The organism is Microbulbifer sp. ABE4_465 (assembly GCF_056160765.1).
Map to the genome: position 1 here is coordinate 486,067 of NZ_JBSWXV010000002.1, position 20,969 is coordinate 507,035.

General features: G+C 57.5%; 16 protein-coding genes. 7 read left to right on the plus strand and 9 right to left on the minus strand.

Annotated elements, in window-relative coordinates:
* Positions 1 to 28: 28 nt before the first annotated feature.
* Both ACXAG1_RS05740 and ACXAG1_RS05745 read right to left on the minus strand, forming a co-directional pair.
* Positions 29 to 1,063: an FHA domain-containing protein gene (locus ACXAG1_RS05740; protein WP_475119195.1), complete on the minus strand. Its 1,035-nt coding sequence runs from the start codon at positions 1,061 to 1,063 to the stop codon at positions 29 to 31.
* Entirely contained in the window at positions 1,054 to 2,472 is a 1,419-nt protein-coding gene (locus tag ACXAG1_RS05745; RefSeq protein ID WP_475119196.1) for a S1C family serine protease, read from the minus strand. Before ACXAG1_RS05745 ends, ACXAG1_RS05740 begins: the two co-directional genes overlap by 10 nt.
* A gap of 1,070 nt (positions 2,473 to 3,542) precedes the next feature.
* Here ACXAG1_RS05745 and ACXAG1_RS05750 point away from each other — a divergent pair.
* Positions 3,543 to 4,040: a hypothetical protein gene (locus tag ACXAG1_RS05750; protein WP_475119197.1), complete on the plus strand. Its 498-nt coding sequence runs from the start codon at positions 3,543 to 3,545 to the stop codon at positions 4,038 to 4,040.
* On the opposite strand, the gene ACXAG1_RS05755 is transcribed toward ACXAG1_RS05750, so the two are convergent.
* The 4 genes from ACXAG1_RS05755 to ACXAG1_RS05770 form a co-directional block, all read right to left on the minus strand.
* Positions 4,041 to 6,653 (minus strand): protein kinase domain-containing protein, encoded by a 2,613-nt coding sequence (locus ACXAG1_RS05755; RefSeq protein ID WP_475119198.1) that lies wholly within the window; start codon positions 6,651 to 6,653, stop codon positions 4,041 to 4,043.
* Between the two features lie 115 nt (positions 6,654 to 6,768).
* A complete protein-coding gene (locus tag ACXAG1_RS05760; RefSeq protein ID WP_475091909.1) occupies positions 6,769 to 9,429 on the minus strand; it encodes a protein kinase domain-containing protein in 2,661 nt (886 codons plus the stop codon).
* Between the two features lie 77 nt (positions 9,430 to 9,506).
* Positions 9,507 to 10,517 (minus strand): FHA domain-containing protein, encoded by a 1,011-nt coding sequence (locus ACXAG1_RS05765; protein WP_475091910.1) that lies wholly within the window; start codon positions 10,515 to 10,517, stop codon positions 9,507 to 9,509.
* Between the two features lie 525 nt (positions 10,518 to 11,042).
* Complete coding sequence (locus tag ACXAG1_RS05770; protein ID WP_475119344.1) at positions 11,043 to 11,576, minus strand: MarR family winged helix-turn-helix transcriptional regulator; 534 nt, start codon at positions 11,574 to 11,576, stop codon at positions 11,043 to 11,045.
* Between the two features lie 509 nt (positions 11,577 to 12,085).
* Here ACXAG1_RS05770 and ectA point away from each other — a divergent pair.
* From ectA to ACXAG1_RS05800, 6 genes are all read left to right on the plus strand, one after another.
* Positions 12,086 to 12,715: a diaminobutyrate acetyltransferase gene (gene ectA / locus ACXAG1_RS05775; RefSeq protein ID WP_475091911.1), complete on the plus strand. Its 630-nt coding sequence runs from the start codon at positions 12,086 to 12,088 to the stop codon at positions 12,713 to 12,715.
* Positions 12,716 to 12,793: 78 nt separating this feature from the next.
* Positions 12,794 to 14,122, plus strand: coding sequence for a diaminobutyrate--2-oxoglutarate transaminase (ectB, locus tag ACXAG1_RS05780; RefSeq protein ID WP_475091912.1), 1,329 nt, complete (start codon positions 12,794 to 12,796; stop codon positions 14,120 to 14,122).
* A gap of 113 nt (positions 14,123 to 14,235) precedes the next feature.
* Positions 14,236 to 14,640, plus strand: coding sequence for an ectoine synthase (locus tag ACXAG1_RS05785; RefSeq protein ID WP_475091913.1), 405 nt, complete (start codon positions 14,236 to 14,238; stop codon positions 14,638 to 14,640).
* Between the two features lie 133 nt (positions 14,641 to 14,773).
* A complete protein-coding gene (locus ACXAG1_RS05790; protein WP_475119199.1) occupies positions 14,774 to 16,219 on the plus strand; it encodes an aspartate kinase in 1,446 nt (481 codons plus the stop codon).
* On the plus strand, positions 16,207 to 17,214 hold the full coding sequence (locus tag ACXAG1_RS05795; protein WP_475119200.1) for a tetratricopeptide repeat protein: 1,008 nt from the start codon (positions 16,207 to 16,209) through the stop codon (positions 17,212 to 17,214). Before ACXAG1_RS05790 ends, ACXAG1_RS05795 begins: the two co-directional genes overlap by 13 nt.
* A gap of 93 nt (positions 17,215 to 17,307) precedes the next feature.
* Positions 17,308 to 18,726, plus strand: a complete 1,419-nt coding sequence (locus ACXAG1_RS05800; RefSeq protein ID WP_475119201.1) for a sodium/proline symporter — start codon at positions 17,308 to 17,310, stop codon at positions 18,724 to 18,726.
* Positions 18,727 to 18,798: 72 nt separating this feature from the next.
* Here ACXAG1_RS05800 and ACXAG1_RS05805 read toward each other — a convergent pair whose 3' ends face one another.
* The 3 genes from ACXAG1_RS05805 to ACXAG1_RS05815 all read right to left on the minus strand — a co-directional run bounded on the left by ACXAG1_RS05805 (position 18,799) and on the right by ACXAG1_RS05815 (position 20,819).
* Positions 18,799 to 19,377, minus strand: a complete 579-nt coding sequence (locus ACXAG1_RS05805) for a YceI family protein (RefSeq protein WP_475119202.1) — start codon at positions 19,375 to 19,377, stop codon at positions 18,799 to 18,801.
* Between the two features lie 19 nt (positions 19,378 to 19,396).
* Entirely contained in the window at positions 19,397 to 19,954 is a 558-nt protein-coding gene (locus tag ACXAG1_RS05810) for a cytochrome b (RefSeq protein WP_475119203.1), read from the minus strand.
* Positions 19,955 to 20,120: 166 nt separating this feature from the next.
* On the minus strand, positions 20,121 to 20,819 hold the full coding sequence (locus tag ACXAG1_RS05815) for a hypothetical protein (protein ID WP_475119204.1): 699 nt from the start codon (positions 20,817 to 20,819) through the stop codon (positions 20,121 to 20,123).
* Positions 20,820 to 20,969 lie beyond the last annotated feature (150 nt).

The following is a 20,969-nucleotide window of genomic DNA, read 5'->3' on the forward strand; positions in this document are numbered from 1 at the left end:
GACGGTTGCGGTGGAATAAAGTGGGCGATTACTCGCCGCGTACCTCCAGCTCCGCCTCCGCCGTCTTCTTCTTGGCCGGCTTTGTCTCGTCGTCCGGCTCCAGCGGGATATCGAACAGCGCCGGCGTGGATGCCAGGAAGTCTTCCAGAGGCACCGGCTTGCGCCACAGCAGGCTCTTGGATTTCAGCTCCTTGGACACCTCGGGGGAGTCGCTGAACTCGTCCATCTTGCCAATCTCCACCGCCGCGGCAAAGCCAAGGAAGCACCAGGGCAGCAGCACCGAGGCCACCAGCCGCCAGTGGGGAGCGATATTCAGTGCAAGATAGGCCGCGCACCACAGCATTACCGGCAGGATCACCGCCAGCGCAAGAATATTCAGCAGCGGCAGCGCCTGGTGCAGGTTGAAGTTGAAGTTGAGCAGGGAGCCAAACCACTGCCAGGCGGCATAGACCAGCGCCGCGGTGGCAGCGATGGACAGGTGTGCGAGGAAGTGGGCCTCGTGCTTGACCACCTTGCCGATAAAGGCCCAGGCCGCAGCGTAAATCAGCAGTCCGATCACCGCGTCGGTGAGTACTTCCACCGCCCCGGTCCACTCGAATTCCATGGTGCTGCCGAGGTAGGCAAGCCACAGGCTGAGCCCTGCCACCAGCAGGCACAGGGCGATGGCGACAATCGGCGTTGCCGCCCGATCGAACACATTTTCCGCCGAGTGCAGGGGTACCGCCGGCGCCACGCTCATTTCCGCATCGATAAAACGCACCCGGCTTTTGCCGATCTGCACTTCGTCACCACACTGGATCTGGCGCTCGCTCACGTCCGCCTGCTTGACGGATTTATCGCGAAAATTGCGCATCAGGCGCATGCCGTTGAGGCTGTTCAGGTCTCGCAGGACATAGCAGCCGTCTTCGTCCTGTACCACTTCCGCGTGTACCGGGTCTACGTGCGGGTCTTCCAGCATCACGTCGTTGCTGTAGCAGCGGCCCAGCGTGGCGCGCTCGCCGTTCAGGCGGAAGCGGTTACACACCCGGTGGGCACGATTGATTTCTTCGATAATCAGTGCCATTGAACTTCGCTCGCAAACTTCTGGGTAAAGGCGGTGGCGGATTCCTGGGTGAACCCGGACAGGGTGAAGTGGCTCACCAGGGCGCGGTTGTCGTGATCCACCGTGAGGCTCACATAGAAGACGTCAAACAGCTCCGGGTAGTCCTTGTAGCGGCGCACACAGTAGGAGGTGCGTGCGATCACCGGCTCGCTGCTGCCGTTGGCTTTGGGCGGCGTTTGCGCCTCGTCGCCGGAGTCCTCGCCGTTTTCTTTGTTTTTTGCACCGTTGCCAGAGTGCGTCTTGCCGTTGCGCGGGTGGGTGGTGAATTGCTGCTTGCAGTTAAAGTCGGTTACATCGTCCTCTCCGGCACTGTTGCCGGGGAAGAAGCCGCTCATATTTTCCTCGTAGGCCGCGTAGAAACGCGAAGACAGAAAATCGTCTTCGGACTCCAGCCAGAAAAATTCGTATTCCACCCGCCCGGTATCAAAGGTTTCCGACAGGAATACCACATCCTGCCCGGTACACCCTTTGGCCACCTGCTTCACCAGCTCGTCTTCGTCGTCGCTGGTGTTACCCCAGCACTGGATCGAGGGCACGATTTCCCCCACCACCATGGCATCGCCCAGGGGGCGCAGCTGCCATTTGGCGTTGAGGATCTGGTCGATGATGCGCTGCTGGTTCTGATGCAACTGACGGCTGATAATCGGCTGCAGCTCCAGCGCGCCGTTGCCTTCGCCGGCTTCTTTTTTATAGTCCTGCAGCAGGGCCACCAGCTTGTCCACTGGTACCAGAAAGCTGATCTGATTGCCCGCAGTAGCCACGTTGATGCCTACCACCTGACCGTTGCGATTGATCACCGGGCCGCCGCTCATACCGGGATTGATGGAGCCGGAGAAGTGAATGCGGTCGTAAAAGCTGCCACCGGCGATGCCGTTGTAAGTGCCGGGGACGATGGTCATTCCCAGATCCAGCGGATTACCCATGGAGACTATGGTCTCGCCCTTGCTCGGCGCCTGACTGGCCAGCTGCAGGAAATCCGGGCCGGGCGTACCCTTCTGGCGCAGGATCGCCAGATCGTTGACCACGTCCACATCCAGCAGCTCAAGCTCGCCTTCCTTGCCATCCACCGACAGGTATTTAAGGACGTACTTGTCGGCATCGTGCACCGCCTCGGAGACCACGTGGTAATTGGTGGCGATCAGGCCATCTTTGGAAATCTGGAAACCGGAACCCAGCCCCGCCTTGGAATTGGAGGAGTGCTCGATCAGGCGAATCTGATACAGGCTGCCGCGGTAATCGCTGTACAGTCGTTCGTAGCTTTGCGCCTGTGCAAAAGAGGCCGTTAACAGCAGCGCAATATAGGCAGTAACAGCCAGAGGAAGCGTGCGGAAAAAAGCGCGACAATCCAGGCGCGTAAACATTCTCGACATTTTTAATTAATCAGCGCTGTTTAATTGATGGGCGAAATGACCGCCGATCTTACGGGATCGGCTGCGGGCCAACAAGCAATCGTCCGGCAGGCGCAAACCTGCCCGGTGCATTGGGCACCGACTTCACAGTGTAGTGAAAGCCAGGGCAACACGCCGCGCCCAACGAAACCGGTCATGCCGGACTCGATCCGGCATCCAGCAAGGAACCACCCAGGCAGTCCGCCCCCTGGATCCCGGCCTGCGCCGGGATGACGACATCACCGTCATGCCGGACTTGATCCGGCATCCAGCAAGGAACCATCCAAGTACTCCGCTCTCTGGAACACGGTACCGGAACAAGTCCGGCATGACGTTCCCTCGCCGTGATGACGGGGTTGAGGTGGCGGAGAATCCACCAGCTTGAACAACAAATCCCCACCCGTGTAATAGCGTGTAATGGCGTGTGATCGACCTGTAATGGCGAAATCCGTAAATTTCACCTCAAGGTTGAAGGGGACGCGATGCCCGGCCCTCACAGGAGCCGCGGCAAGGTGGATTGCAGACACCCTGTTTCCGGTGTCCGTTACGGAAAACGGATCTACGGATAAGGATCAGCGGGAGCGAAGGATTTGCTCTCGTCATCGGCAAACAGCAAAGCGCCCTTTAACCATTTTGCCAAAGGATTGGTAGTTACCTGTCTCCGCAGAGCCTAGGCGGCAGGTAACCAGATCAGGAAGACTTCGGCGCAAGCCGAACTGTCAGGCCGGCCCGGTAACCACAGAGCCTAGGAAGCCGGGATCGTGGAAGGGCCTGACAGAGGCACGGATGCCTCATTTCGCTCTTGATAGTGTTGTTGTAACCGTAGATGGCTGGGACCATCTGATTTATACCGGCAGTAAGCTTGCTTACTGCCGGTTTTTTTTAATCAAAGTGCTATAGAAACAAGCCAATCGGTTGCAGTAAGCTATGTGACGCAGTTCTCGTCCTGAGTCTGCGTCTGATTCAGATACTTTCCAAGACCATTGACCCCCTGGGCGGTTTGCAGGGCAGGTGAGCAATCGCTCGCTGATTACAATTATAGGGATGACAACATGAACAAAGCAGAAGTGGATAATTATTGCGACTCCTTGCCGGAGCTGGTGGTGGATGTGCCGGCGGAAGGCATGGAGATCGATATGATGCTGCGCCCGGTAGATCCCGAAAATGGTACCGCACAGTACTGGCCCTTCTATGAGAAGTGCAATCCGAACGAACTGTTTGGCAATATGGACTTTAAATTTGGCGGTCGCGGGGGCAAGGTGGTGATCAACCTTACTCTCGATCTCTCCGCCGTGCCGGGGCGTGATCTGGAGTTTGCTCTGAGTACCAACCGCAAACTGGATGGTATCCTGGCGCTCAGTCCGGACTTCAAACACCAGTTCAAGACTACTGCCAAGCGAGTGAATGGGCGCTATACCGAGCTAAAAATCGTTATCAAGGATAAAGAGAATAAGCCGGACAATTTCAAGTTCCTGTGGTTGTGTGAAGCCGTTGATGGCGGTATGCATTTTGTCTCAGGTGACCCAAGGGCACGTTTTGAACCGCTTTGATTAGTCGCAGATTTCGCTCTTAACCGAGCTTGGTGTTTGGGGGTGGGTACAGATCGTCTGGTATGCGGGTAATTTGAACCAGGCTGGGCTCATCCCCTTTTCCAGTAAACTTTTGACGTGGTAGCTTGCGGAAAGCGTTTCTCCTGAGAGCGCAAGTACCTGCGCGGCCACATGCTGCACATAAGTATCGTGAGGGCTCTCACGGAGAAGAGTGTTGATAAGTTCGATAGATCTTTGCTCTTCTCCCAGATTGGCCAGAGCCATTGCGTAATACTGCCTGCCCTCGAAACTCTTATCATTTTCTGTCAGTTTTAATAGCTTGGTGTAATTTTTTTTTGCGGTCACCGGTTTATTTAGTAGTGCATATATTTCGGCAATTTGACTAATGCTTCCTGGATCTTTGGGGACCACGGATAAGACATCATTAAATTCGGAAAGTGCTTTTTCATAGTGGCGCTGTAAAAAATAAACAGTACCTAGGTTAGCTTTGGTGCGCCACCCGCGAAGATGTGCAGGTATGGCGGTGATCGCAGCCTCAGCTTCAGTAAAATTTCCACGCTCTAGCTCAATTACTCCAAGGGCAGAGAATGATGACCAGTGCTTTGGGTACGCCTCTGTAAGTTGTTTTAAGGTGTTTCTCGAGGCATCATAATCCCCCATCGCACCTTGCGATATCGCTGAAAGGTATAAAGAGTCGGCGGATGGATTTAGCTTGTAAGCATTCATGGAGTTAATAGCCGCATCTGTATACTTTCCACTGCGATAAAAGTGGCGAGCACGCTGATACATCAGCTCGGCGGCCGGCATGTTGATATTTTCAAGCCGATTAGCTAAGTATCGATATTGGTCAGAATAGTCTCCTAGACCATATAGGAATAGTTGCAAGCGATAAATAATTGACTTATCTATTCCTTGCTCCTCACCTCGGTCCAATATTCGCAATGCAAGTTCTAGGTGCTCTCTTTGATCATGAAGAACGAATAAACGAGCGGCTGCGTCAGATATGGCTTGGTAAATAGATGAATTACCAGGATAGCGTTGACCCAAAGTGGAAAGCTTGTGAAGGTCCTTTTTTTCTAGCTCTTTCGCATCCATACGAGCCAAAATTTCGAGATAGTCACCGTAATCATTCTCTGACATGACCGTGCGAACAAGTTTCCCTTTTTGATAGGGGCGCGCGAATAAAGTGGTCGCGCTGTTACTTGTTCGATATTGAGCTTCCTGAGGTTTTTCGGTCAAAAATGCAAAACTGTCTCGCCGGCTGACTTGGTTTTTAGCAGGTTTTATTCGTTGAAGCTCGATCTCGCAGCGAGTTTCCGCACACTCCAGTCGCGCAAACAGGGCATCGGTCACGCCTTTATCCCTCAGTTCTTGCAGTTGCGCCTCAAAATCCAACTCCTCCTTCGGCTCAAAACTCACCAACGCACTAGCCTTCAACTGCGAAACCGAATTCATCAACGCCTGCCGCACCATGGTCCGGGTCAGCGCCTTGGCATTTTTCTCTCCGCGAATCTCCCCATTAATCTCCACCGGCATCACCGCAATATACTGGGGCTCTAGCTTAGTAAACTCCTTCCAGCCCCAGTAACCCCCGGCACTCAAAACCAATGCGGCGGCGACAACCGCTAGTACCCGCTGCCAGCGGCGGCGGGATTTGATTTTGTGGTGGGTAAACAGGTCGGTGAGGGTCGCGGTGTAGTCTTCTCCCTCGGCTTCCAGTCCCTGTTTATGCAGCAGAGCGAAGCCCTGGTACACAATCTGCGCGCTCTGCGGGCGCTGGGCCGGATCTTTGGCGAGGAGTTTGTCCAGCAGGACTGCCAGGGGCTCGGGGATACCGGCCCAGGCCTGTTGCGGCGGGGTGTGCGGGTCGTTGGTGACGCGGTGGGCCATGGCCAGGGCGCCGGTGTCGTTTTTGCCGAAGGGGCGGTTGCCGGTGAGCAGCTCGTAGGCGATGGTGCCAAGGCTGAACAGGTCGCTGCGGGCATCCAGGGCTTTGCCGAGGATCTGTTCCGGCGACATGGCGGTGATGGTGCCGGCCAGCTGGTTTTCTGCGGTGAGGGTCTGTTCGTCCAGCTGCTGGGATTTGGCGATGCCGAAGTCGGTGATCTTGGCCACCGGTTCGCCCTTGGCGTTTTCCGCAATCAGGATATTGTCGGACTTCAGGTCCCGGTGAATGATGCCAAGGTCGTGGGCCTGCTGCAGGCCCTGGCAGATCTGCATCAGCAGGCTGAGTTTCTGTTGCAGATTGGGTGTGCGCTCGCGCATCCAGGCGCGCAGGGTCGTGCCCTCGATATATTCCATCACCAGGGCAACGCTGCGGCCGCCATTGTCCAGGGTGTCTTCCAGCACATCGTGCAGGGCGACAATATTGGGGTGATTGAGCTGGGCGAGCAGGCGCGCTTCCTGCTGGATACGCTGGTGGGCATTGTCACTGGCGGCGTCGGCCTTGAGCCGCTTGATCGCCACCCGCCGGTGCAGCTTGCGGTCTTCCGCCAGGTAGACCACGCCCATGCCGCCGGCTCCGAGGGTGCTCTGGATCTGGTAGCGGTCGCTCAGCTGCGGCGTATCGGTTGCGGGAGATTGCGGTGCAACCTCGGAGTCGGCAATGTCCATCTGCGTGTGTTCTTGTTGTGATTGAGCCCGGACCCGTTACCGCTGGGCCCACATAGGAAACACGAACACTTAAAACGGGCGCGCCGGAGTGTTGAAGAGTGGATCGGTTATGCGATCAAAGCTTCGTGCTGGCTTCGCCACTGGCGGCGATCTGGGAATCACCGGCCGGTTTGTTCTTGTGTTCGGCACCGCCGCAGAGTCCGGGGTATTGCTGCCGGAGATCATCGAAGGCGGTCAGGTTGCAGATTTTGACAAACCGCGGGGTGCAATACCAGATGGGGGAGATACCCAGTTCCAGGGTTTTGCGGATATGTACCTTGGCGGAGAGCAGATCACCGGTGGTGATGTACACCTGGGCCTGGGCGTAATTGACGTAGAGGTCGTCCGGGGCGTCGCGGCGGATCTTGAGCAGGTTTTCCACTGCCTTCTCGCCTTCGCCCAGCTCGGCGTAGGCGCGGGCCTGCATCAGCAGCCCCTCCCAGTCGGTGCGCTGGCGGGTCAGTGTCAGTGCCTGCCGGGCAAATGTTTCGGCGACTTGCGGTTGTTTGAGCTCGCGGGCTATCTCTGCCCGGTACAGCAGCGGGTCGGCGTCTTTGGGGGCGAGATCCGACACGCGCTGGAAGCAGGTCTGGGACTGGTCGTACTGCTTCTCGATGTAGTAGGCCAGGCACAGGTTGTAGGTGTCCATGGGGCCAATGCGATCGAGACCGGCTTCGGTGAGCAGGCGGATGGTCTCCTTCGGTTGCCCCTGGTCCAGCAGGTTGCTGGCGAGCAGGGAGATGGCATCGATGTAATCGCTGTTGAGGGCGATGGCCTGCTTGAGCACGGCGTTGGCCGCGGGCATATCGCCGCCCAGGGTGAGGTTCAGGGCCTTCTGGTCCAGATAGGCGTAACTGGTACGCAGTGCCAGCGCGCGGTCGATGCTCTCGAGGGCCTGGCTGTAGTCGCCACGCAGCTGGTGGTAAATGGCGTTCAGCTGGTGGTAGCTGGCCTTGTCCGGCAGAGTGAGTTTCAGTTTGGCCAGCAGGGCTTCGGCGCTGCCGGGGTCGTCGCGCATCATCGCCAGGCGCAATTGGCTGATCATGAACTCCGGTGTTTCACCGAGCCGAGCCGGTGCCTTTTGCAGCAGGTCGGCGAGGCGGGTGTCCGCCTCCGCGGCACGGGTATTGAACTCGTGGTCGATCACCATCTCGCCGTAGAGTTCATATAGGGGGGCAAAGCCCGGTGCGCGCTTTTGCAGCTCGTCCAGCTGATCCAGCAGGTCCCCGAGGCGCAGGTAGTCGTAGCGGCGCTCGTAGATTTCCAGGTAAGTGAGGTAGTCCTTGTCGCTGATTTGGGTGGCGCCGGTGTTTACCTGAGCGGGGTAGTCTGCCAGCAGTTTGTCGACCTTGTACAGGGTGCGGGCGCGGCTTTCCAGCCCCTCCTCCATGGCGAGCCGGGTGCTGCGGGTGCCGATCACTGCGAGGGAGGTGCTGTCCAGCAGCTCCAGGGACAGTTCACAACTGTGCTCCTGGCACTCCAGGTCGGGAACCAGCAACAGGTCGGCATTGAGGGATTTCGCCTGGGTCGCCAGGGGTTGCCCGGCGAGCCTGCGGGATTCGGAGTAGGAAATCAGGTGCAGGCCTCGGCGGTCGGAGAGGCCCTGCTTGAGCGCGTTCTGTACGTTGCTGATCAGCAGGCGCTGATTGTGGGAGATGTTTTCCTGCCCGCGAACGCTGGGCTCCAGTACCGCGATATAGCGGCCCGTCTGGGTTTCTGCGGGGGGCGAATACAGCGATACCCCGAGCACCACAGCGATGCCGGCGGCGCACGCGGCCAGGATACCACCGGTAATGCCGGCGATTCGTGCAAACTTGCGGTGCGGTTTGTAGGGCTGGTGGAAATAGCCCTCAGCGGTCACCGTGGCGGTAACGCTGTGAGTGCGGGTGAAGCTGGAGCCGCTGCCGCGAATCTGCTGTAGCAGGGATTCCAGTTCCGCGGCCACTTCGGCGGCATTCAGCGGGCGCTGCTCTGGTAATTTGGCCAGCAGCCGGTCCAGCAGGTCGCTCACCGCATGGGGCAATTCCGGTGCCAGTTTTGCCGCCGGTGGGTGCGGGCTTTTGACAATGCGATCGACGATCACATAGGGGCTGTTGTTGTCGCCGAAGGGGTTCTGCCCGCACAGCAGTCGGTAGGCGACCACACCGAGGGCGAACAGGTCGCTGCGGTTGTCCAGCGGTTTGCCCTGGGCCTGCTCCGGTGACATGGCGCCCCAGCTGCCCGCCACATGCTGTTCTCGGGTGAGGTCGCTGTCTTCGTGCCAGTTTTTGGCGATGCCGAAGTCGGTGATCTTGATGGTACCGTTGCTGTCCACCAAGATGTTTTCTGCTTTCAGATCCCGGTGGATGATACCGGCACTGTGGGCGCGGGTCAGTCCGGTGCAGATCTGTTTCAGTAGTTGCAGCTTTTGCAGCAGGTCCGGTGAGCGCTCTTTGCTCCAGCGGTCGAGGCTACAACCGTCGACGTATTCCATCACCAGGGCGATGCCGTCTTGCCCTTCCACCACATCGTAGAGCTGCACAATATTGTTGTGATTGAGTTGCGCGAGCAGCATGGCCTCGCGACGGATGCGTTCGTCGGCGTTACTGCTGTTGGGATTGCGGAGGAGTTTTTTGATCGCGACCTGGCGGTTGAGGCGCTCATCGGTGGCCAGGTACACCACGCCCATACCGCCGGAACCCAGTCTGGCGGTGGCGTGATAACGGCCGATATAAAACGGTAACTGCTCTGGCTGCATGTTGATGACTGCGGTAATTAAATCTACGGGAGAACCGCCGTCCGTGGATTCAGTCCTGCTCCTTGCTCGGGCCGGCGTTACGCCGGCTCCTCTTCGGAAACTGCGCGTACCGGGTATTCCCCGGTGGACGCTTCCAACTCTTCTTTTTGTGACCCTTTGAAAATATCCAGCTGGGTGCAACCCAGACGCATTTCATAGGAGCGGCGCTCTACCAGGCGCGACGTGTCGATGGCGTCTGGCAGGCTGTCGGCTATCTGTTTGCGGGCGCGAAAAATCTGGGTGTTGAGGTGGTTGACGGTAATGCCCAGTTCGCGGGTGGCGAGGTCAATGGCGACCCAGCCCTGGTCCGCTTCATCCACACCCCGTTGAATATCGCGGATACGCGCACGCGCCAGATATAACAGCAGGTAATTGTGTGAGCGGGCAGCCAGGTCCAGCTTCATCTCGTCTTTGGCCAGCTGCAGCTGCACGTGCTCCTCGTGATGGCTCACGGTGTAGCGCAGGCGGAAGTCGGAGATGCACAGATTTTTGAACGACAGCTCGGTTGTGGTGCTCTGGCTGTTGCCGAGAAACAGTTGCCAGCTGCTGCGGGCGCAATCAATGCGCGCCCCGTGGTTGACGACCTTGGCGCTGTCGCTGTTTTCTGCGCAGTCGAGAATGTCGTAGATCCATACGCCGTTAACCGGGTTGAAGTGCAGGCTGGCGATGGGGTCGTGTTCGTCTGGCAGCAAGTGGTAGGACTCCAGGGGAATGCCTTCACCGGTTTGCATATCGATTAGCAGGTTTTCCGGGGGATCGAGGTTTTCCACTACCCACATAGGGTTGTCGTTGCGGCCAAACGTCAGTCTGTCGCCCAGTTGCAGCTGCTGGTTTTTCGCGGGAATCAGTTGCTGACCATTGACCCAGGTACCGTTGCGGCTGAGGTCACGGATGATCCAGTGGCTACCGGTCCACTGGATGGCAGCGTGGATACCGGAAATTTCCGGCAGTGTGATGCGCGTGTCAGCGACACCCTGGCGGCGACCAACGGTGTGGTGCGCCATCAGGTAGACCGGTTGATCCCGGTCAGGATGTTGCAAGCAGGCCATGTTCAGTCCTTTCCCCAAAAGGCTGTATGGAACATCGTGCGGGCTGCCCGTGCCGAGTGCGGCGGTTGCGGGTGCTCGGGTTCCATACAGAAGTTGCAAGACAGGGCGGCCGGAATTGCTTTTTACCGAGCACGGCCATGTGCTCGGTTGAAGAGAGGGCGATTGCCGCTCTCACCGGATTCTTGCCGGTAGTTTTCGCCGGGGCGCGATCGCGGGTGTGGGGGTAGGCATGTGGCCCGCTTGCGGAAAGCCCTGCGGGTTATTGCGTCCACCCATCGTTGCTACGGGAGATTGCTGAGCCGTTTGTTGCCGCGACAGTGCAGTGCGCCGCTGTCTTGAGTCAGTACTCGCTTACCTCTGGCTGCCTGTTTACAGGTCAGCCGGTGGTCCGGAGAGCACCTCAGTGTTGTCGCTCCATTTATACCCGACTGCGGCCCGAATGCAATGATTGGATGAGAATTATTACGAAATAGAGCAAACCTTGCGCTGGCGTGCGAGTCAACGTGTGATCTTTGCGTCAGGTGTTCAATTTTCGTGATCGGCTCTGGATGGTTTGCCGGTGTCGTGGGTGGGCAGATTGCGGCCGTCTTTGCGGTCCGGGTCGCCCACGTCGAGCACCGGAGAAGCGTCGATATGTTCCGCATCCATCATCAGGGCGACCCGCTGCAGAGAGGAGATGATCATCGACTGCTCCCACTCGCGCAGATCCCGGAATTGCTTGACGAAGTGCTCCTGCAGCGGAGTTGGCGCGTCACGGATGATATCGGCGCCTTTGTCGGTGAGGTAGGCGTGCACCTTGCGCTTGTCTTCCGAGGAGCGCTCCCGGTACACCAGCCCGCGCTTCTCCAGGCGGTCGAGGATCGTGGTAACTGTGGCCTGGCTGAGGCTGATCTCCTTGGCGAGGGCGCCGATGGTGACCTGCCCCTGCTCGCGAATGGCCTGCAGCAGCAGCAATTGCGGGGCGGTGAGCCCGGCGGTTTTAACCAATTGCTTGGAGTGCAGGTCGGTGGCGCGGATCAGGCGGCGCAGGGTAATCAGTACTTCTTCAATTTTATCCATCAGCAGCAGGCTCTCGAAATCGGGGTGGCAGGCGCGGCGGCTTAATTGCCCGCGGCCGATTTTGGTTTCTGCGCCGGGTTTGTCAATTGTTGTGTCCTGGCGACCCTGCCGAAAGTCGGGTTTTGAATTATCAGTCGGTTTCTGCGTGGAATCTGGTGCCGTGTTTTTGTGGCCATCTCCGGAGGGGTTATCGCGCCCGTCAATGGTGCGCACGCCCTGTGGCTGCGCGGGTTGCGCTTGATTCTGGTGCTCATCGCTGGCGCTGAAATTGGCTGCGTTCTGATCAAGTTGCATAAGGCTTGGCCTTGCGCCCTCGGTAATATTTAGAGTACTATGGATTTAAATGTTTAGAGCAGTAAATAACTTTTTGAGAGAAAGGTCAAATTTCAAACGGAACACGGGCGTATCGACAGGAAATGTCGCATTCGCGAAAAGTGTTACAGAAGTTTGATACTGTTCTAACAATTTGATGACTAAAGATTGAGTAAGGCGAAGCGAAAGGTATTGGTTTGAGCGCGACTAGCGAACTAAAAGAAGACGACTCGACTGACGACAAGGTACAGCTGGCGCAGCCAGTGGATGCTCTGAAGACTAAAACTGCGGTCAATGCTGCGGTTAACAAGAGCACCCAGGTTCTGCTGCGCCGCCCGGTCAGTGAGGACGGTGCCAATGTGCACCAGCTGATCGGGAACTGCCCGCCCCTGGATACCAATTCCCTCTATTGCAACCTGCTGCAGGCCAGCCACTTCTCAGCCACCAGTGTGGCTTCTGAACTGAATGGCGAGCTGGTGGGTTTCATCTCCGGTTACCTCATTCCCGAGCGCCCCGAAACCCTGTTCATCTGGCAGGTGGCGGTGGCTGAGAACGGCCGCGGCATGGGCCTCGCCGGCCGCATGCTGCGCGAAATTCTCGCGCGCCCGGCCTGCGCTCAGGTGAATCATCTCGAAACCACCATTACCCCGGACAACGACGCCTCCTGGGCGCTGTTTCGCAGCCTGGCGCGCAAGCTCGGCGCTGGCCTCGCTGAATCGGTGATGTTTGACCGCGAGCGCCACTTCAACGGCCAGCACGACAGCGAAATGTTGCTGCGCATCGGCCCGTTTGATGTGTCTGCAGCGCAAGCGGGTGTCGCTGGCTGAGTGGTAACACCACTCTATGACCTGTTTCTCTGTTCCTAATTTGTAATTGAAATCAACGACTCAAGAAGGGTTGTCACAATGAAAGTATTTGACGAAATTGAATCTGAAGTAATGAGCTATGCCCGCGCTTTCCCGCGGGTTTTTAACAAGGCCCAGGGCGAGTACCTGTACGATGAGGAAGGCAACCAGTACCTGGACTTCCTCGCCGGTGCCGGCACCCTGAACTACGGCCACAACAACCCGATCTTCAAGGAAGCGCTGCTGGAGTACATCCAGCAGGACGGCATCACCCACGGCCTGGACCTGCACACCAAAGCCAAGCGTGAATTCCTGGAAGCCTTCTACGAGAATATCCTGAAGCCGCGCGACATGAGCTACGTGATGCAGTTCACTGGCCCTACCGGTACCAATGCGGTGGAAGCGGCGCTGAAGATTGCGCGTAAATACAAAGGCCGCGAGAACATCATCTCCTTCACCAACGGTTTCCACGGCTGCAGCCTGGGTGCCCTGGCCGCCACCGGTAACTCCCACCACCGCGGTGCCTCCGGTGTGAGCATGAGCAGTGTTGCGCGCATGCCGTACGATGGTTATCTGGGTGACGAATTTGATACCACGGCGTACCTGGACAAGGTACTGAGCGATTCCTCCAGCGGTGTTGACCACCCGGCAGCGGTACTGGTTGAAACCGTACAGGGCGAAGGTGGTATTAATGCCGCCAGCGCTGAATGGCTGCGCAACCTGCAGGACGTATGTAAGAAGCATGACGTACTGCTGATTGTCGACGACATTCAGGCGGGCTGTGGCCGTACCGGCAGCTACTTCAGCTTTGAAGAAGCGGGTATTGATCCAGATATCGTCACGCTGTCCAAGTCCCTGAGTGGCTACGGTCTGCCGTTCGCTGTTGTGCTGATGAAGCCGGAACTGGACCAGTGGAAGCCGGGCGAGCACAACGGTACTTTCCGCGGCAACAACCTGGCCTTCGTTACCGCGACTGCGGCGATCAAGCATTTCTGGAGTGACGACAAGTTCGCCAAGGAAGTGCTGCGCAAGGGCGAGTACATCGAGAAACGGCTGCAGACCATCGTCGATAAATACGGCGACGGCAATATGACCACCCGTGGTCGCGGCATGTTCCGCGGTCTGAACTGCGTGAGCGGCGAGCTGGCCGACAAGATCACCACCGAGGCCTTCCGCAACGGCCTGGTCATCGAGACCAGTGGTGCCGACGACCACGTAGTGAAAACTCTGTGCCCGCTGACCATCAGTGACGAGAACCTGACCAAGGCACTGGATATTGTGGAAGCGGCGGTTGCCAAAGTGCTGAAGGGCGAAGATGTGCCGGAAGAACACGACTTCTTTGCCGACGAAGCGGAGCAGGAAGATAACACCCTCGCCGGTGCTGCCTGATCGTCAGTCGCTTTGTGAAAAAAGGCCTGCGCTTTTTGCGCGGGCCGTTTTATAGCGCTCATACTGAAGAGCGCATTGATGACCGAATTTAGAAAAATTTGTAAGAGTTAGAAATGATCGTAAGAAAACTGCAAGAAGCCGAAAAAAGCGACCGTCGAATTGTTTCCGAAGGTTGGGAGAGCACCCGCCTGCTGCTGAAAAACGACAATATGGGCTTCTCTTTCCATATCACCACCATTTATGAAGGTGCCGACCTGCATCTGCATTACCAGAATCACCTGGAATCGGTGTACTGCATCTCCGGCGAAGGCTCCGTAATGGCGGAAGACGACGGCGTGGTACACGAGATCACCCCGGGCACCATTTATATTCTGGATAAAAACGACAAGCACGTACTCAAGGCCAAATCTGAAATGAAAATGGCCTGCGTATTCAATCCCCCTCTGCACGGCAAAGAAGTGCACAACGCGGAAGGCGCCTACGAGCTGGATGCGGAAGAGGTGCAGGACGAAAAATAAGCCGGCCGATAACGTCATCGCAATGCACAACAAGGCAGCTGAGTTTTGGAGCACCACCCGGGAATATTTTGATTCCGGTAACAGCCGTGGCGCTCCCGGCTCGAAACTCGAAAACGGTCAACGCAAGGATTCCATGAAAGCACATACGGTTGAAAAGATCGGCGGTACGTCCATGAGCGACTACCGTGCGGTACGCGACAACATCATTCTGAAAAATGGCAAGGCGAAAGCGGAAGGCCTGTACCGCCGTGTTTTCGTTGTCTCTGCCTACGGCGGCATCACCGACATGCTGCTGGAGCACAAGAAATCCGGCCGCCCGGGAGTTTTTGCCCTGTTTGCCGGTGCCGACGACGAGCGCGAGTGGTCCGACGCGGTTGCCGGCCTGCGCGCACGTATGGAAGAAGTGAATGCGCAGTTGTTTGATGATGAGGTCACCCTGGCCAAGGCCAATGGCTTTATCGGCGAACGCCTGGACGATGCCGCCAACTGTCTGGCGGACCTCGAGCGGGTGTGTCAGCACGGACACTTTGCTCTGGAAGGGCACCTGGATGTGGTCAGCGAAATGCTCGCCAGCCTGGGTGAAGCGCACAGTGCCTGGAATATGGCGCAGTTGCTGAAACAGGAAGGTATCAACGCGCGCTTTATCGACCTGACCGGCTGGCGCGATGGCGAACACCTGACTCTGGATCAGCGCATCGAGCGCGCCTTTGCCGATGTGGATTTCGATACCGAACTGCCCATCGCCACCGGGTACGCGCACACCGCCGAGGGCCTGATGAAAACCTTCGCTCGCGGTTACAGCGAAATGACCTTCAGCCGCATTGCGGTAATGACCGGCGCCAGCGAGGCGATCATCCACAAGGAATACCACCTGAGTAGTGCCGACCCGCGCCTTGTGGGTGAAGAGCAGGCGGTGCCTATCGGTCGCACCAACTACGACGTGGCGGATCAATTGGCCAACCTGGGCATGGAGGCCATCCACCCCCGCGCGGCAAAAGGTCTGCGCCAGCAGGAGATTCCCCTGCGTGTGATGAACACCTTCGAGCCGGAGCACCGCGGTACTCTGGTTACCGGCGACTATGTCAGCGACACACCGCGTGTGGAAATCATCGCGGGGCGCAAAAGCATCTATGCTGTTGAATGTTTCGATCAGGACATGATGGGCAGCATGACCAGTTACGACCGGGCGATCAATGAAATCATCGCGCGCTTTAAAGGCAGCGTGGTGACCAAGGATACGAACGCCAACACGATTACGCACTATCTGAGCAACAACCTGAAAACCGTCAAGCGTATTAAAAAGGCGATTGGCGAGTTGTTCCCGGATTGCGATATTCAGGTGCGCAAGGTGGCGGTGGTTTCCGCCATCGGTAGCGACATGAAAGTCTCTGGCATGTTGTCTCGCGCGGTTGGCGCGCTGGCCAACTCTGCGATCAGCATCCTCGCGGTGCACCAGTCCATGCGCCAGGTCGACATGCAGTTTGTGATCGACGAAAGCGATTACGAAAGTGCCGTCAAAAGCCTGCACGCCGCACTGGTGGAAGTGCACGAACACGGCGAAGCCATATGCGCGGCCTGACTCGAGGCACCTTTCCGAAACTGCCGTCAGCTTTGCTGGCGGCAGTGTTGGTTGTGGCCTGTGGTTTTTTCCCCGCGCACTTGGCCCTGGCGCAGCAGGATTCGGATGTGCCGCCTCCGGTAATCAGCGAAGAGGAAAAAACAGAGAATATTCGCAAACTGAATGAGTTGGAGCGGGTTGCCGCGGAAGCGGGCAATCTGGACAAGCCTCTCTATTCGCCGTTTATCGAACGCTATGTGCTGGATGAACTGAAGCAGCTGCGGGTGGATATGGCCGCGCAAAAAGTCTCCCTGACGGAAAACATCGTCGATCGGCAATTGAGCGCCGCAGACAAGGCGATTACCTACGCCACTGACACCATCACGTACTTCTTCTATCTGATTGCCGGCTTCAGCTCCCTGCTGGTGATCATGGGCTGGACCTCTATTCGCGATGTAAAAGAAAAGGTGCACACCCTCGCCAATCAGGAAATTTCCAGTCTGGTTGAGCAGTACGAGGCACGGTTACGCAGTATTGAAGAGCAGCTGTCTGAGAAGACCCAGCATATCGAGGACAACCGGGACGAGATTGAGCTGACCCAGGAGGTTCACTCCCTGTGGCTGCGCGCCGGGCGCGAACAGACGCCCACCGGCAAGATCGCGGTGTACGACCAGATTCTGAAGTTGCGCCAGGACGACGGCGAAGCACTTACGTACAAAGCCGATGCGGTGCTGGAGCTGGATGAGCCACAGTGGGCCATCAATCTGTGTTTGCAGGCTCTGCAGATCGACAGCCAGAATGGCAATGCCTACTACCAGCTGGCCTGTGCTTACGCGTACCTGGAGCAGTGGGAGGAGTCGATCAGTTACCTGCAGAAAGCACTGGATATCTCTCCTGCCTATCGGGATGAGGCACTGGAAGATTCCGCGTTGAATGGCCTTTATGGTTCAGAAGAATTCGCGACACTGCTTGGTATCCAGCCGGCGCCGGGAGGGAAACCCGACGAACCGCGCTAATCGCGGGAATACTTCCCGGGCCGAAAATAAAAACAACCTCGGCCGCTGTGAATAAATTTCAATAACAAATCAAACTGCTTAGGGGGAATGGACGTGCTGATCAGTTTCCTGTTTTTTCTTTCACTATTCGCCGCGGTAGGGGTTAGCTCCTACCGCAAAAGCCGCGGTACCAAAAAAGACTACTATCTCGCGAGCCAGGATGTCTCGCCGATGCTGGTGGGACTTTCTGCGGTAGCCACCAACAACAGTGGCTATATGTTTATCGGCGTGATCGGCTATACCTATGCCACTGGCCTCGCCTCCATCTGGCTGATGCTGGGGTGGATTCTCGGGGATTTTCTCGGCTCCCTGTGGATGCACAAAAACCTGCGTGAGGCAGCAAAGCGCAGTGGCGAATCCAGCTATGCGGGTGTGCTGGCCTGCTGGCAGGGCACCCGCTTTGGTCTCTGGCAGAAAATCGCCGGGATTCTCTCTCTTCTTTTCCTCCTTGCTTACGCCAGCGCTCAGCTGGTGGCCGGCAGTAAAGCGCTGTACGTGGTGCTGGACCTTCCGATCTGGAGTGGGGCGGTGATCGGCGGCGTGATTGTCGCGGCCTATTGCCTGGCCGGGGGTATTCGCGCATCCATCTGGACCGATGCGGCCCAGTCGATGGTGATGGTGGTTGCCATGAGTATTCTGCTGGTTGTGGCGACACAATCGGTGGGTGGTATCAGCGCTGCCTGGCAGCAAATGGGACAGGTGGAAGGCTTCCTCAACTGGTATCCACAGGACCTGCTGTTGCCCGGTGTTGCCGGCGGTGTACTGTTTGCGTTGAGCTGGCTGTTTGCCGGTATCTCCGTGGTGGGCCAGCCCCATGTAATGGTGCGCTTTATGGCTCTGAACGATTCCAAGCGCATGCTGCAGGCGCGCTGCTGGTACTACCTGTGGTTCACCATTTTCTATTTTATGGCCACCGGCGTGGGTATGTTGTCGCGAATCCTGCTGAACGACCCAGGTACTTTTGATGCGGAGCTGGCGCTGCCGATGATGGCCATGGAATTGTTGTCCCCCGTCCTGGTGGGACTGATTCTCGCGGGCATTTTCGCCGCGACCATGTCCACCGCGGATTCTCTGGTGCTGAGCTGTTCAGCGGCTCTAACCCACGATCTGTTGCCGCAGCGCACGGAAAATACCCGCCTGCTGAAGATCGCGACCCTAGGTATAACTGCTGCAGCGGTAGTCTGGGCGCTGGCGAACAAGCAGAGTGTATTCAGCCTGGTGGTGATGAGCTGGTCTGCTCTGGCCTCGGCGTTTGCGCCTTTACTGATGGTGCTGGCCGCCGGTGGCAAGCCTTCCCAGAGGCTGGCGATTGTGATGAGTGTGCTTGGATTGGCAACCGCACTGATCTGGCGCTGGTTGGGCTGGCATGCCCATATCTACGAAGGGATGCCGGGTATTCTTATGGGGCTATTGGTATTTGCTGCGGGGCACTTTATGGCCCGAGAGTCCGTAGGTCGGACAGTAAACGCCTAAAACAAGAAACCCGGCACCAAGGCCGGGTTCTTTTTATCCTGCGAGTCCATCCTGTGAGACGGAAATCGTGGCTTATTGGCGGATGCCTTCCACATCCAGAATCATTTCCACGGTCTGGGAAGCCGGGCCCAGGTCGTAGTCGATACCGAAGTCTTTCAGTTTGAATTCGGTCTTGCCGGTGAAGCCCTGACGGTAGCCGCCCCAGGGATCTTTGCCGCCACCGATTTCTTCAACGTCGATGGTGATCGGCTTGGTGACGCCGTGCAGGGTCAGGTCGCCTTTCAGCAGCGCTTTGCCATCGCCCTTGGGTTCAAAGCTGGTGCTCTTGAAGGTGGCGGTGGGGAATTTGGCTACGTTCAGGAAGTCGTCGCCACGCAGGTGCTTGTCGCGCTCGGCGTGGTTGCTGTTCAGGCTGGTGGTGTCCACGGTCACCTGAACGGAAGAGGCTTCCGGCTTGGCTTCATCGTAGGTGAAACTGCCGTCGAACTTGTCGAAGCGGCCGTACAGCCAGCTGTAGCCCAGGTGCTTGATGCGGAACTGGATAAACGCGTGGGCACCTTTGGTGTCGAACTGGTAGTCGGCCGCATGAACGGAAGTGCCGATGGTGCTGGCAACCAGTGCCGCAAACAGCAGTGAAGCAAGTTTTTTCATGGGAGTTTTCCTTTGTGGGTTAATCGTATTTTCTACCTAAACCCAGCATTTTACGCAGGGTGTTGTCTTTATTGACGAAGTGGTGCTTGAAGGCCGCAAGGCCGTGCAGCAGTACCAGCCCCATCAATGTCCATGCCAGCCATTCGTGAATGGTGCCGGCAATGTCTTCCTGATTTTCCAGCCCCTGAATCGTCGCGGGTACACTGAACCAGTTAAATACCTCGATCGCACGACCGTCGGCGGTGGAGATCAGGTAACCGGTAACGCAAATGGCGATCAACAGTAAATAGAGTACGCCGTGGGTTGCCGCTGCGGCCCGCTGTTGCCAGCGCGGTGCCGGTTCCGGTGCAGGAGATACATTCAGTGCACGCCAAGCCAGGCGTGCAACCAGCAGAATCAGCAGCAGAATACCCACGGACTTGTGGATATCCGGTCCCTGGCGGTACCAGGGGTCGTAATAGCTGAGCCCCACCATCCACCAGCCGAGGGCGAACATGCCGATGATGACGGGAGCCATCAGCCAGTGAAAGGTTATGGCTACCCAGCCGTAGTGGGTGTTGCTATTGCGGGACTGCACGGGCACGCGCCTCCAGTTGGGCAGATTCGGTATCAATGGCAGCGGATTATAAAAACTTTACGCTCGGGGACTAGCGCAAAAAGCTGGAAGGATTTTTCGAAAAAATCGCATGGGCGCCATCGCTCCGTGCTGGCCCTGTGGATATATAGGGGCAGTGAGGCGAGTGCTAGTGGTGGGTGGCGTGCTGGCGCTCGGCCGCATTCAGGACTTTATCGAGAAGGTTGGAAGGCAGTTTGGTGCGATCGCTGAGCTGGTGGGTCAACCATTTCAGGTCGTGAGCGGGACCGTGGCTTTCACCGTTTTCCATCGCCATCTGCTCCAGTTGCCAGATTACGTCCAGTAACAGTGCTGGTTCCAGGGCGGGCTCGTCGTCGCTGTCAAACAGGTGATCCTCGAGGCTGTCCAGATCGCGGCGCTTTACCACCAGCTCTGCGTAGTTGGGGTACCAGCGCGTGCTGAAAGGCTCGGGGCGGTTGTTGAAATCGAAGGTGATGCGCAGACGGTTTCCGTCGCTGTCCACCAGTGTCGGGGTGTCATTCTCTTCCGCGGGCAAGGCTGGGCGGTGGCGCAAGACACCGACGATGGCGCGCCAATCGCTGCTGTGCTCTGGACACAGGCGCAGTGGCTGGCTGAGTTCGATACTGCCCCAGCCGGGTTTGTCCAGATAGACGAGTTTCTGGCCAGGCCGGTACCAGTAGAGGTCGAGCTGGTGGTCGGCGGCGAGGCTGGCGAGATCGTCGCTGGTGAGTGGGTCTTCCGACAGGGCGCTCAGGTGATCGACCGCCTGCTGTACGCTGAGCCAGCGCCGCATATGAAAGGGTTTGGGACTGCTTTTCCCTGATGTTTTGTCGTCCGACGTCGCCATTATTGCCCTGCTACCCTGCAATGACCTTTATCCCGTTTTACCCATAAAGGTTAGCAGCTGGCGGTGAATTTGGTGGGGTGGTGGCTGAGATCAGGATTGGTGGCGGCAGCGCTACCGGGTATACGTCTGCGAGACACGCCGTGTACCCAT